The sequence below is a fragment of the Streptococcus dentasini genome (genome assembly GCF_053206945.1).
This window is the reverse complement of sequence record NZ_JBRUHS010000012.1, coordinates 13,622-26,965: the sequence shown is the minus strand read 5'-3', so window position 1 is coordinate 26,965 and position 13,344 is coordinate 13,622. Positions and strand designations below refer to the sequence as shown.

The following is a 13,344-nucleotide window of genomic DNA, read 5'->3' as shown; positions in this document are numbered from 1 at the left end:
ATAGGGTATAAATTTCAACACCTACTGATTTTGCCCCCAGGGACTGCAAAAAAACTTGGGGAAGGGGTATCAAAACTAATATCAGCGTAGGCAAAGTCATGAACCACAGCAATATTGTTATGTTTAGCAAAAGCAACAGCTTGGTCAAAAAATTCTCGGGTTGCGCCAGCACCTGTTGGATTATGGGGGTAGTTCAAAAACATCAACTTAGTTTTAGCAAGTATCTCCCTGTCCAATCTATCTAAATCTGGCAGATAGTTATTTTCAGCTGTTAAGGCCATTTTAATGGTCTGCGCCCCCGCCATCCTAACACCTGCTTCATAGCCGAAAAACGCTGGATCAGGTACTAGGACTGAGTCGCCTGGATTAGCTAGAACCATGGGCAAAGCTGTTAGGGCAGCAAGAGAACCAGAAAAAACTGTAATCTCATCTAGCAAAAGCTCGACACCGTACTCTTCTTTGTAGAAGTCACGAATAGCTGCCTTAAAGCTTGTCTTACCTCCATACGGCGGATAGCCAAAGTTACTCGGTAATTTTGCATCTTCTTGGAAATGATCGACGATCGGAGAAAGAGTAGGTTGATCAGGGTTCCCACGACCGAGATCAATTACTTCCTTCCCCTTTTCACGCAGACGTTTAATTATTTCTTGTTGATTAGCTAAAAAATGGTCTCCGCGACCTGACATTCGCTCAGCTGCTTTAAGAAACATCTACTCCCCCCTTAATTGTTGTATAGCACCCAGCACTTTCTCTTTAGATAAACCTGGAAACAATGACTGTACTCGGCTGTCTTCTGGATTACAGATATAATCAGCAAAATCGCTAACTTCATCAATATCCCAGTAAACATCCTCAAGATGTATAGGCAAGCCTACTTTTTTATGGTAAGAAAGTACCTCAGCCACTAAGTCATCTTGGTTCCCTTCAACATAAAGTTGAAAGAGATTACCGAGTGCGACAACTTCGCCGTGCGTTTTTTTAGGCCCTTTTTGCCACTTGACATAAGCATTGTAAAAGGCATGTGCCAAAACGCTGCGGCCATCAAAATCGGCTATGCCATCGACAGAAGCGGCTACTAAGAATATAGTATCTAAAAAGTTCGTGAGAGCTTCACCCGTCAATTCAGAAATATCTGTTACCTTCAGCATCTGCTCTCGACAAATATCTAAGTAAAATTTCCCTATGGCCCTAGAAATCAAAGACGTCTTTTCAAACGTCAAGCGTAAGCGAATTTCATAAAACTTTGCAAGCGTATCACCAATGCCTGACAGGATGTATTCATAGGGTGCATGCTTTAATAATTCGGGCTCAACCAAAACGATACTGACAGCCTGCTTTTGTCTATGAGCTCCAACCATTTCATGCTCACCTTCAGAGTAAAGAATACTTTTTGTTGTCAGAGCCGCACAGTTAGAAGGCAACGTCGGAATATTAATCAAGGCAATTTCTAAATTATCGGCAACAACCTTGGCCGTATCCATAAGCTGTCCTCCGCCAAATGCTAGAATAACTCCTCTGCCTTCAATCACACCTGTTAAACGATCAATCTCAGATTGCGTAGCATTTCCCTCAAACCATGCGATAGGATACTGGTTTAAAAATCCTTGAGGCAAATAAGGTTTGATGACTTCGCAAACGATTTTATCCGTCAAAACAACCGGATTCTGATAGTCATGCGAGCTAAGTATATCTGGTAATTCTTTGAGAATTCCTACTTGATTAATATATTCTGCTGGACTTTGACGAATCGTTCTTTCAATCATTTAAGCCTCCCATCTGCTCGGAAATGGATCATCTACAAAGCGGATAACGTCTAAATGACCATTTAATAAGCTGTCCAACTGAAGAAGCGAGGAGGCAATACCAGCAATACCATCATAGTAACCGAGGGCAACCGTGATTTTGTCAGGATTTTTTCGTTCAAGCGCTTGCTTCCAATAAACTCCCTCACCTAGACGCTCTGCCCTTTTCACTAGAATGTCACCAGTTTCCTTGGTTAATGTAAGGTAACGAGTCTTGCCAGTTACAATATAGGCAGCAATAAACAATTGCAGGATACTTGCTGTTCCACAGCAATAGTTATCAACTTCCCAGTAGCCGGCTGAACGCTCATAAGGTGCCTTGACTAAGGTTAGACCAGCGATTGCATTTTCAAAATCATCTAAGTAGTGCTGTTCACCAGTTCTAAGGTACCCTTCATAGAAATAACGAGCTGTCCCTGCCGGTCCAGCACAGTATCCGACATAGCAGATGTGATTGTCGTCTGGCAATAAGCGAGGAAGGAAAATCTTTTTATCATCCACCGAATGATGGTGATAGAACTCCGTAATTCCTTGAATACCTTCTAGAAATTCTTCTTTTCCTGTTTTTTCCCACAGTTTCAAAAGGACATAAGCTACACCTGAAGGTCCCAAAGGAAAACCAGAATTAAACTTATCATGCGGACCATTGACAAAGCGTTGCTCCATACCTAGGTAGTAAACTTGACCGTCATCATCTACTTTCTTTTGCGTTAGGATAAAACTACCAAAGCGCTCCAAGCGCTCTTGCAGCCCATTCACAGGATACTTGTCAGCTAGACGTAAGAGCAAGAGAGCTGTTCCCCCATCTGCAGTAATTCCTACCTGTCCGCTCCATGCTCCTCGTCCGTCATCAGTCACGACTATTTCTCTGATAATCTTTTCCACAGCATCATGATAGGCCTTATCCCCTGTTAAATCATAGAGTTCATCAAGGATGAAGGCAACTCCACCTAGACCAGTCGTCATCGCAAACTTTGAGAAGGCCCGACCGATGAGTTGGTCGCTTTTATCTAAGCGATTCAGGATATAACGCCCAGCTTGTTTAGCCTTTTCCAAGTAGACCTTATCTGCTGTAGCACGATAGAGGTCAATATAGTATTTGATAATGCCACTACTGCCGGCATAGAGAGAGATCTCATCGTAGTATTCCCACTCCCCCTGAAAAGCCTTACTAATGTCCCAGTAAATACCACCGTCTTTCTCAACTTTATAACGTTCTAAATAGTTGGATACCTGCTTAGCTGTCGTTAAATAGATAGATTCTGACATATTCCCTCCTTAATATTAATATTGGCTAAAACGTTGCTCTAAATACTCTTGGAAAAGACTGTAGACAAAAATAATCAAGACATAGAGAACTCCTACCAGAAAATAGATTTCGAAATATCGAAAATTTTGAGAAGCAATCATCTTTCCTTCACCGAAGATTTCCGTTACACCAATGGAAAAGGCTAGCGAGGTCTCTTTTAACAGACTTACAAAGTTATTGCCCAGCGGTGGTATCATAGTGCGCACAGCCTGAGGAATGATGATACGTCTATAGGTTTGAAAAGGAGATAAACCAATGGCTAGACCTGCTTCTAGCTGGCCTATATCAACTGCATTGATACTAGAGCGAAAAACTTCAATGCTGTAGGCCGCTTGCTTTAAGCCTAGAGCTAGAGTTGCCACTAAATTAGCAGACCACCTAGACCCTACTCCCAACAGCTGGGGTAGGCCAAAATAAATGACAAATAGAATAACAATAGTAGGAAAGCCTCTGAATATCAGCAAATAAAGCTCTACCAACCAGCGAAACAACTTATTTTGATAGAGATAGGTCAGCCCTGCACCTAGAATCAATGCCAGCAACATGGATATTATGGCCATTAGAATCGTAACTGGCAGATAGGCTGCTATTCTGGGAAGAATCTCGAACATATATCGCAAATCCATACGGTTACCTCTCTTTAGTTAGTGACTACTCTGATTTTTTCGACACATCTTCCCCATAATATTTTTTGGATAACTTAGTGATTGTGCCGTCTTTTTGTAATTTTTTAATGGTTTTATTGAAGTCTGATTTTAAGTTCTGACCTTCTTTCGTTTTGGCGAATGGATAAGCAGAAACATTCCAGCCAATGACTTCATCAATAATACGTAGATCCAATTTTTGTTCTTTAATCGTTTGCTGCAAAAATTGCCTTTGATTAACCACGCCATCAACAGTTCCCTTATCAGCGTCTGTAAAAACAGCACTGCGATCATCATAAGTCTTGATGTTTACCTTAGAATTATAATCTTCTAACAGAGTAATATTGCTAGAACCAAGCGTCCCCGAGACGGTTTTTCCCTCTAGATCCGCTACAGAGTGATAAGGCGAGTCTGTCTTAACGGCAATTTGCGCTGCATAATAGCCAACTGGTTTTGAAAAATCATAAAGTTTTTCACGCTCTGGCAGGATTGTAATCCCGTTTGCGACGGTATCAATTTTTTTAGAATCTATCGCCGACAACAGGCCTGGAACATCTCCAATGATTTTCCACTCAACCTTATAGCCTAGATCTTTTGCAACAGCCTCAGTTAATTCAACATCAAAACCCTTCAAATTACCTGCATCATCTTTGTAAGAGTTAGGATAAGTTTGTGCAGTCGTTCCAACTCGGATAACCTTTTCATCAGCAGATCCACCTGATGAGGCTTGCTCATTCTTTTTAAGACCCAAAACTACTGCAATAACTAAAATAACAACAATAACCAGACCAACAATCGCTTTAATATTTTTCATAAACCATCCTCCTTAATAGCCGTAAGATTTAATGTCTGCTCATTTGAGCTTGTTGCTAATCATCATACTCCCAAAATTAGAGCTTGTATAATATATAAAAGCTATATAGCCATAGTTTCTCCTTATCACTCTGAAACAAGCCCCTTAAGATCGGGCTTGAGATACCACTGAATCACCAAGGTAGAGTCGGATTTGAATTTTTTTATCATGGCGATAGGCTCAACTTATCAATTTAACTATTCAAAGTTATTCTACCTACATCCATATAATCCATATAAAAAGGATTGGTTATCTGCTGTCTACAGATGACCAATCCCCCTAAAAGTATATTTAACGCTACTTAATCCGATAAATTATTTCTTATAAAGCATCAGCTGGTCGCAGTAAGACCGCAGCTTCCTGAGATAGATAGCCTTGATAATCAAGGCCAGCAAGCCGATAGATATATTCCTCATTTTCTAACTCTTCGTAAATAAGGAGTGACTTGAACCATTTCAACATAAGCAGCCGTCCTTTCTGGAAATTAGGCTTAAAAGTCTGTAGCAAGACTTAAGAGCTGAGTTTTTATTAATGATACCACTTCCTACTAGCTCTGCCTAATCTATATTTCTTACTGCGGAGTATAACTTTTACTTATATATGTTTTTATAGCATCATCATATAAGCGGCCTGATCCAGTGTATACACGCCTATCCATAACCGTCAAGGATTAGGCTATCGCCATTTTCTTAACTTCAAGAAAGGGATTTTTCTTATCTTAACCATCAAAAAGGAGAGAACTAATCGAGCTCTCTCCAGAATATAGCTTTTCATCACCCACTACAGTTGACAAGGAGCCACTAAACTTTACAAAAAGAAAGAACCTAACCAAACGGTTAGGCACTTCCCGGAGATTATGAAAAAGAAAAGTTTATTTAGGATTGACTATAGTATACTCAATCTTACTTAAAGTGTCCTTAATATTTTAAAGGATCCAACTATTTTTTACCAAATAACGACACGATCTTCCGGATCCCGCCACATATCATCGCCTTCTTTAACATCAAAAGTCTCAAAGAATTCATCGAAGTTTGGTATTTGAACATTGGTGCGAAGTTTCCCAGGAGCATGGACATCGATAGAAATTAAGAGCTGCAGATACTCTTCACGCGCCTTCATGCGCCAAATTCTTGCAAAATTAGTAAAGTAGTCCTCAGCAGAGAAATCAGCATCTCTTTTTGCGGCCTCGAGAGCTGCTGCCAAACCACCTAGGTCAGCCACATTTTCTGAAACTGTCAATTTGCCATTGACCTTACCGCCGGCAAAATCGATACCGTCAAACTGCTCTACAACTTTATCTGTGCGCTTTTTAAAAGCTACATAATCTTCGTCGGTCCACCAATTTTTCAGGCTGCCATTCTCATCAAAAGAAGCGCCATTAGTGTCAAATGCGTGAGAAATCTCATGAGCAATAACTGCTCCGATACCGCCATAGTTGGCCGATGAGCTCTGCTCCAACGAATAGAAAGGTGCCTGCAAAATAGCCGCTGGGAAAACAATTTGGTTCTGCTGAGGATCATAGTAAGCGTTAACCATATGGGCTGGCATGTGCCACTCACTGCGATCAACAGGCTGATTCCACTTACTCCAGCTGTGGGCAATCGAAATCTCAGCTAGCTTCTGGGCATTTTCAAGCAGAGACAAATCCTCATCAATAACCTTTTTAGCATAAGTTTCCGGGAGTTTTTCTGGATAGCCAATATGCGGCGTAATAGCATTTAACTTGGTAATCGCCTTATCAATTGTCTCCTGCTGCAACCAGTTATTCTGAGACAGGCGATCTTTGTAGACGTCAATCATAGTAGCTACCTTAGCCTCAACATCTGCCTTGGCTTGAGGGGAGAATTTTTGACTAGCATACCAAAGGCCAATAGCTTGATTGTAAGGGCCTTGAGCCAGATAATAGGCTGCTTTCTTCTTGTCCATGGGCTGAGGCGTCCCCGAGAGAGCACGATTATAAGCACCGGCCATAACACGGATATCATCAGTCAGATAGGAGGTGTAGGCTGTGGCGGCACTTTGAACTAGAACAGCTTTGAGATATGGCCAGTTAGCCTCACTATAATAGTCCTTGGCAAAGTCGGTCCAGAAGCGCTCCTCAGGAACAATGACCTTGTCTGGCAACTGTCCTAAAATATCCCTGAAAATAGCATCTAAAGGCAACTCAGGAGCTAGCTTGATAAACTCTGCCCAATCATAAGGATGGTAGAGCTTGACATACTCAGAAGACTCTTCGTTAGAGAGAACGTATTGGGCTAACTTCGCATCAAGAGCGATAATCTTATCCAGCATATCCTTGATTTGGCTGTCAGAAAAACCAAATTGAGACAAAAGCTCCTCTTGGGACTGGCGCCAGAGAGCCAGAAGCTCTCTCCCCTTATCATTATCTGGAGCGTAATAAGTCGTATCCGGCAAGATGGTGGATGGCGCCTCTGCCCAGAGAACATTGGTTCTAGCATCCATAAAGTCCGGTGAGACCCCAAAAGGCAAGAGGTTAGGCTTACCTTGCATTTCTAGTTTAGCAATTTGTGCAGCAAAGTCTGAGAAAGATGCATAAGCTTGATACTCTTCAATCAGGGGCAGCACAGGCGTTACGCCCAGCTTTTCACGTTTATCATAGTCAGCCACCAGACGGTGGAACTTGACAAAGTTCTCTAGGACGCTGTCCTGAGGTAAGTTCTGGCCTGCCAGCCATTTATCCGTTGTATTCAGCATCAGCTCCTCAATAGCGTCAGAAAGATCCGAAAAGCCACCCGTACGAGGCTTATCATCAGGTATAACGGCAGTCTTTTCCCACTCACCATTAACCGCATCAAAAAAATCATCTTGTAAACGTACCATAAAAATCTCCTCTTTCAAATATCAGTGGCTCTATTGTAACAAAAAAGTCCCAAAATGAGGACTTTTGAGGGATGTCTAGCTACATAATGTGGAACTTTTGAGCGGAAGATTATCGATGGTTAGCGGTCTCTTTCTTGATTTTTTTCAAAAGCATCATAATCAGAGACTATAGTAGTTCCCCACAATTATATTATTGAACTTACTTCACAGTCTTCCCTTGATTTCTTAAGTCTGCAATAGCTTTTGTGACAAATACAAAGACAAACATCATCACCGTAATGGCGACAGCGTATAGGTAAATATTGCTGTACTTAATCTCCTCATAGTTTAATAACAGGGCTTCTTTTCGCATGAGGTAAAAAAAGACCATATTAAAGATCAGGGTCGTCACCAGTGTCACACCACCATAGGCCAGAGATTGGGTAAATCGGATAAGCATAGCCTGCTTATGGGAGATACCCAGAGTCGCCCATTGTTTGACCGTCTGGTATTCATTGATAGAGGAGAGAATGGTTATGGATAAGATATTGGCCAAGGCGACAATAAGGGGACCTGCTACAAAGAATAATAGAACCGCCATTGTTTCAGCCTTACCCGCCTCACTTGAGAAGTTCGAGTAAGCAACATCTGAAAGAATCATAAACTGTGAAATAAGGCTAGCCATGATAGCTATTGAGGACGTTAAAGATTTTAAATAGTCCCTATCCTGCAAGATGGTCCACTTAGCCAGGACAGCATTGTAAGAGGATGACCAGCCTAATAGCCACTTGGTCAACCTTACCTGAATATAGGGTGACATCAAGTTTAAAATAATGATATGTAAGGCTAAAATAAGAAGAATCGAACTGTCTATTTGCATCAACAGCCTCTCGCTCAATCTAGTTTTACTAGTGATAGAAAGGAATGGCCAGGCTAATGTTAACCAAAGGACTAAGCTAATAAGAAGACAGCTGAGTCTCGCTATTTTAGGAAGTTTGCCTTTACTTGAGTCAAAACTATCTCCAAGCAAGGCATTTTTATTTAATATCCTATAGGAATGGATAAAGCCACCAAGAAAGGCAACCGTAGCTAAGATGATAACAGTTAGTAGAAAAGATAAACCGTTAAAGGCAATGGGAATGGTCGGTAACATTTCTTTACCAACTAAGGTTTGCACATAACTATAGTACCAGCGTGCACAGAAAATGGCGCAACTGCCGCCTATAGCACTGGTTAAACTAGCTAAAAGGGTCAACTGACCACTGATCAGAAAAGATAATTGGATGCGACTGGCTCCATTAACCACCCATAAGCGATAATCCTCTTTAAAAAATTGGAGTAACAATTTAATTAAACCAGAGATTAAAAATAATAGCGTCACACCACCAAAGATTATTGGTCCAACAAATATGGGCGCCGGCGTACCCACTTTGTTAAATACTTGATGGTGCTCTCGTACATTAAAAGCAATTACTAAACAGATACCAACCAATAAGCTAGAAGCAAAGAATAAGGGTAAGATACTCAGCCATTGTTTCTTAGAGTAACTGAATTGATAATAGATAAGTTTTAACATAATCAGGATGCCTCGCTATCTTTTACCTCAAGGGCCTGATAAAGCAGCTCTGCAGAAGGTTTTAGCAATTCCTGATCTAACCTGCCATCTCTTAAAATCAGTGCTCTATCTGTCTGACTAGCTAGCTCTATATCGTGGGTGACCATGATGACACATCTCCCCTGATTAGCTAGTTCCCGCAGCATGTCAAAAATGATGGTGCGTGAGGAACTGTCTAGAGCACCTGTGGGCTCATCCGCAAAAACGATTTGACTATCAGAAAGCAGAGTTCGAGCAATGGCTACCCGCTGCTTCTCACCGCCTGATAGGGTCGATACAGGCGCCATTAGGTCAGCTTGGAAATTCATGTGATCCAATAATGCTTTGATGGTATCTTTATCAACTTTCTTATGCGATAATCTAAGTGGCAGGGCAATATTCTCTATCACTGGTAAAGCGGGGACTAGATTGTAGGACTGAAAAATAAAACCAATTTCTTCTCTACGCAGTTTTGAGAGCCTGCCATTACTCAATTGATAAGGATTGCGATGATTGATCTTGACCTCTCCCTGACTTGGCTCTGATAGGCTGGAAATACAGTTGAGTAAGGTGGACTTTCCTGAACCACTAATCCCCAATATAGAGATAAACTCCCCATAGCGAGTCGTGAAAGAAATATCTTTTAAAACTTCAATCTTTTTATTTTTAGCAATTTGAAAGTCCTTCGATAATTGTCTTATTTCTATAGCAATTTTGTTCATATATGATACCTCCTAGTTATATCTTTATTTAATGGTCTCATGATTTTTCCCATAGTCCCTTTATCATTCTGATAGACAAATTATAACAAATCCGCTTTGCTTCTATTTGTCTATGTCGTGAACGGTCGTTATTTCACCCTGAACGGTTAAACATTCAGCAACAGTTCACTTTATTAGCCAGAAGATAATCTTTAAACGTCTCCAACATTTATATCAGGCCTCAATTTTTACTCAGTTTTTGTCTCACTCTTAGTATTTTTCAACTTTCTGAGCCTTCCTTGATATTAAAAGTATGCTGTAAGCTGTTAGGGCTAAAAGACCTAAAATCAGGTAAGGTACTGAGATTTGGTGCATATCACCAACTGATAAAAGCCCATAAACACCATTAAAGGTAATAGGAATACGGTTAACAGCAGCATGAAATAGGGCACAGATGAGGACAGATGCTCCCGCCCGACGTAAGGATGCCAGCCATAATGCCAGAAAGAGCACACTGATAAAAAATACTAAGAAGGAATTTTGACCTCTATCCAACCACCACAAGGGCAGATGCCAAATCGTCCAAATCACAGCTACCAAGAATGTTGCTAAGGGAACATTTGTGACCTTTTCCAGCTCCGGCTGCAAGAAGCCACGCCACCCCGGCTCTTCATTGCCTCCGCCAATCAAGGTGATAATAACGATATTGATCACCCAATCAATCGGCAATAACCATAAAGGAGCCTGGCCGACAGGATCGCCGCCTGATAATAAAAACGAGCTTAAGATCAGTAGCCCAATAAAGGGTAACAAAAGTTTCCAAGAGGTTTTCGTTCCTGAAAACAGAAAATGCGGAAGGTCCCTCCATGTTAGATTAAGAGCAGCTTTGGCTCCTAAAAAGGGACCAAAACTCGCTAAGGTCATCAGGGGCATAAGCATGTACCCAGCATCATAATCTAATGTCTTGAGTACAATAGCCAGTCCCCAAAATCCCCAGGCCCAGGCAAATGTCCAAATTAAGTAGCTTGTAACTCGATGTTTCATAAGACTACCTCCTAGCACTAAGCAAATAAGTATTAATACAATTAGGTCACGTCGTTCTCAGATTTACCATCAATTCATTTATATATAATTTTTTTATATATATAAAATATACTGCTATCCTTCAGAGATGTCAAGACAAATATATAAAATATTTATCTATTTAAATGTATACTCCAGTGAACAGACAAAAAGAGCCCAAGACAAAAGCCCAGACCCGTTAGCGCTATGCTAGATCTACCAGATTGGCGCAGTGGGCTAAGAGTAGCCAAGAAGTCTTACCCCTGCGCCAAGAGTTTATTCCAAAACAGGGAGACTGGACAAGTTTTTGCCCAGTCCAAATGAACCGCTGCTGATTGGTAGCCCCTACCTATCCTTTGATTTTACAAGACGTGATTTTTCATCCTGACTTTTTGTCTGTATAATCAGGTTGGCAATGGCGCTGCCACTTGCAATCAGGGCAAGTACTAAAACTGACCAGAGCCATAGATGATCTACCGAAGTCAATGTCCCCTTAAAAACGATATACATGATAACGCTTAGGGACGCTATAATACCGAAGATAATCCCCGATAGTAATACTATTTTTGATTTTAGTCCTTTCATTGAATGACTCCTTTCTTTTTATACCTCACCGTCTTCAAAGATATCTGGTTGACTGGATTTTTTGAGGTCATGTTTGAGGCGCTGAATCTTGATGATTTGACCTAGAAGGAGAAGTAAGGCTAAGCCACACATGACCCAAATGACGATAGTCATTAAGGGGGTCAGCGATGACGACGCGGCGTATACAGACAATGTTAGGCCGGGAATAAACGCAGTCAATACTGCCAAAATTTCATTTAAAAATCTTCGTTTTGAGGCGCTATCTGAGTAAAGCTTGAAATCAGGTTCTGTATGTCGGAAATAGCCCCAATGATTAAATTGCTCGACACAATCAGCCCCTGTCTCTTGGACAAGCTCACTGTAGTCCGCCACTTCTTTTTTACTCTTGCGGCCAAAGTAATCCAGACGATAAGTATACTGAGAGGGCTGACAAGGCTCAAAGATATAGCTATATACACCCTTGTGCACTCATGTCATTGAGCCAATCTTCTTCTTTTTGAAAATCACCGAATCCAAAAAATTTCCTTACTTTTTTCTCCATTGTTCTTCTCCTATTTTTTCAAATGCTTATGACCATTATTGACCAGTTCTTCCAAACGTCTGATTTCTGCTTCTAGGGCTTTTTTTCCTCGTTCAGTAATCAAATATTCTTTTTTCTTGCGTTCTTTGACCTCTGAAACAAGGACGATCCAGCCCTTTTTTTGCAGGTTGGTTAGCGCCCCGTAAAGCGTGCCAGCTGCCAACTTAATGCGACCTTTGGACAGTTCTTCTACCTCCTGCATGATCCCATAGCCGTGCTTTGGCTCAAGTAAGACCAGCAGGATATAGTAAACTGCTTCTGTTAGTGCCTGTGTACTCATATTTCCTCCTTATATCGTTATGCGATATATCAGTTCATGTAATAAATATATCATGCCCCGATATATCTGTCAAGGATATATTTGAAAAAATAATAAAAAGTGCTCTGATTAGTCAGAACACTTTTCATATATGATTCTTTAGCTCTATTAGAAGTTTACTTCATCTGGTTTTGGTGCTTCTCCTGCTTGGCCTTCGAGGGCATCGATCATTGCCATATCATCAGCTGTTAATTCAAAGTCAAAGACTTGGAAATTTTCGACGATACGATCTTGGTGGACTGATTTTGGCAGCGGTAAGAAACCTTTTTGCAAACTCCAGCGCAGAACCACTTGAGCAACGGTTTTGTTATATTTAGCAGCCAGGTCTTGAAGAGACTCAATGCTAAAAATCTTACCTGTTCCTAGCGGGCTGTAAGCTTCACTGAGGATACCATGCTCTTGATTATAAGCCACCAACTCTTTTTGTTGGACGCTTGGGCTGAGGTAGATTTGGTTGACAACTGGTTTGATATTGGCTGTTTCCAGCAGAGCATCTAAGTGGTGAGGTAAAAAATTAGAAACACCGATAGATTTAATTTTGCCAGCTTCTACAGCTTCTTCCATGGCACGCCATGCACCGGCGTTAGCTTCTTTCCAGTTATCACGGAAGGCTTTTGGATTTGGCCAGTGAATAAGATAAAGATCCAAGTAATCGCAGTCCAGCTTAGCAATAGACTCATCGATAGCTGCCTTGGCAGCTTCATAAGAGTGGTTGCTGTTCCAAAGTTTAGTCGTAATGAAAAGCTCCTCACGAGGTACACCAGCAGCTTTGATACCACGGCCGACAGACTCTTCATTACCATAGAAAGCAGCCGTGTCAATGTGGCGATAACCGGCTTCAATAGCCGCCTTGACAGAACTTTCAGCGACATCACCATCTGGTGTTTGCCAAGTCCCAAATCCAATAGCTGGGATTTTCTGACCATTGGCTAAAGTATAATCAAACATAGATTTTCCTCCAATCGAGATTGAGATAATAAGCCCCTAAAGCAGGCTGTTTATTATATATTTTATCACTTGGAGTTAACTCCAAGGCAAGTATAAGATACAAAGAAGCGACTTGTTTGGGGAAACT

General features: G+C 41.2%; 14 protein-coding genes. All 14 read right to left on the bottom strand.

Annotated features, from left to right (window positions below; genetic code table 11):
• Positions 1–14 precede the first annotated feature (14 nt).
• The 14 genes from ACVR1G_RS08965 to ACVR1G_RS08900 all read right to left on the bottom strand — a co-directional run bounded on the left by ACVR1G_RS08965 (position 15) and on the right by ACVR1G_RS08900 (position 13,217).
• Positions 15–710, bottom strand: coding sequence for an aminotransferase class I/II-fold pyridoxal phosphate-dependent enzyme (locus ACVR1G_RS08965; RefSeq protein ID WP_447452839.1), 696 nt, complete (start codon positions 708–710; stop codon positions 15–17).
• Positions 711–1,763 (bottom strand): iron-containing alcohol dehydrogenase family protein, encoded by a 1,053-nt coding sequence (locus ACVR1G_RS08960; protein WP_447452838.1) that lies wholly within the window; start codon positions 1,761–1,763, stop codon positions 711–713. It abuts the gene before it with no gap.
• Positions 1,764–3,071, bottom strand: a complete 1,308-nt coding sequence (locus ACVR1G_RS08955; RefSeq protein ID WP_447452837.1) for a lanthionine synthetase LanC family protein — start codon at positions 3,069–3,071, stop codon at positions 1,764–1,766.
• Between the two features lie 15 nt (positions 3,072–3,086).
• Entirely contained in the window at positions 3,087–3,737 is a 651-nt protein-coding gene (locus ACVR1G_RS08950; protein ID WP_447452836.1) for an amino acid ABC transporter permease, read from the bottom strand.
• Positions 3,738–3,762: 25 nt separating this feature from the next.
• Positions 3,763–4,569 (bottom strand): transporter substrate-binding domain-containing protein, encoded by an 807-nt coding sequence (locus tag ACVR1G_RS08945; protein ID WP_447452835.1) that lies wholly within the window; start codon positions 4,567–4,569, stop codon positions 3,763–3,765.
• A 360-nt stretch (positions 4,570–4,929) separates the two neighbouring features.
• Positions 4,930–5,070: a hypothetical protein gene (locus ACVR1G_RS08940; RefSeq protein ID WP_447452834.1), complete on the bottom strand. Its 141-nt coding sequence runs from the start codon at positions 5,068–5,070 to the stop codon at positions 4,930–4,932.
• A 483-nt stretch (positions 5,071–5,553) separates the two neighbouring features.
• A complete protein-coding gene (locus tag ACVR1G_RS08935; RefSeq protein WP_447452833.1) occupies positions 5,554–7,449 on the bottom strand; it encodes a M13 family metallopeptidase in 1,896 nt (631 codons plus the stop codon).
• Positions 7,450–7,648: 199 nt separating this feature from the next.
• Positions 7,649–9,004: an ABC transporter permease family protein gene (locus ACVR1G_RS08930; protein WP_447452832.1), complete on the bottom strand. Its 1,356-nt coding sequence runs from the start codon at positions 9,002–9,004 to the stop codon at positions 7,649–7,651.
• Positions 9,005–9,006: 2 nt separating this feature from the next.
• Positions 9,007–9,744 (bottom strand): ABC transporter ATP-binding protein, encoded by a 738-nt coding sequence (locus ACVR1G_RS08925; RefSeq protein ID WP_447452831.1) that lies wholly within the window; start codon positions 9,742–9,744, stop codon positions 9,007–9,009.
• A gap of 249 nt (positions 9,745–9,993) precedes the next feature.
• Positions 9,994–10,767: a CPBP family intramembrane glutamic endopeptidase gene (locus ACVR1G_RS08920; RefSeq protein ID WP_447452830.1), complete on the bottom strand. Its 774-nt coding sequence runs from the start codon at positions 10,765–10,767 to the stop codon at positions 9,994–9,996.
• A gap of 363 nt (positions 10,768–11,130) precedes the next feature.
• The gene (locus ACVR1G_RS08915; protein ID WP_447452829.1) at positions 11,131–11,370 is read right to left on the bottom strand and encodes a hypothetical protein; all 240 of its coding nucleotides are present in this window, start codon (positions 11,368–11,370) and stop codon (positions 11,131–11,133) included.
• A gap of 18 nt (positions 11,371–11,388) precedes the next feature.
• Positions 11,389–11,838 carry a DUF2812 domain-containing protein gene (locus ACVR1G_RS08910; protein ID WP_447452828.1) on the bottom strand — a complete coding sequence of 150 codons (450 nt, stop codon included), beginning with the start codon at positions 11,836–11,838 and terminating at the stop codon, positions 11,389–11,391.
• Between the two features lie 83 nt (positions 11,839–11,921).
• Positions 11,922–12,230, bottom strand: coding sequence for a PadR family transcriptional regulator (locus ACVR1G_RS08905; RefSeq protein WP_447452827.1), 309 nt, complete (start codon positions 12,228–12,230; stop codon positions 11,922–11,924).
• Positions 12,231–12,377: 147 nt separating this feature from the next.
• Positions 12,378–13,217 carry an aldo/keto reductase gene (locus tag ACVR1G_RS08900; RefSeq protein WP_447452826.1) on the bottom strand — a complete coding sequence of 280 codons (840 nt, stop codon included), beginning with the start codon at positions 13,215–13,217 and terminating at the stop codon, positions 12,378–12,380.
• Positions 13,218–13,344 lie beyond the last annotated feature (127 nt).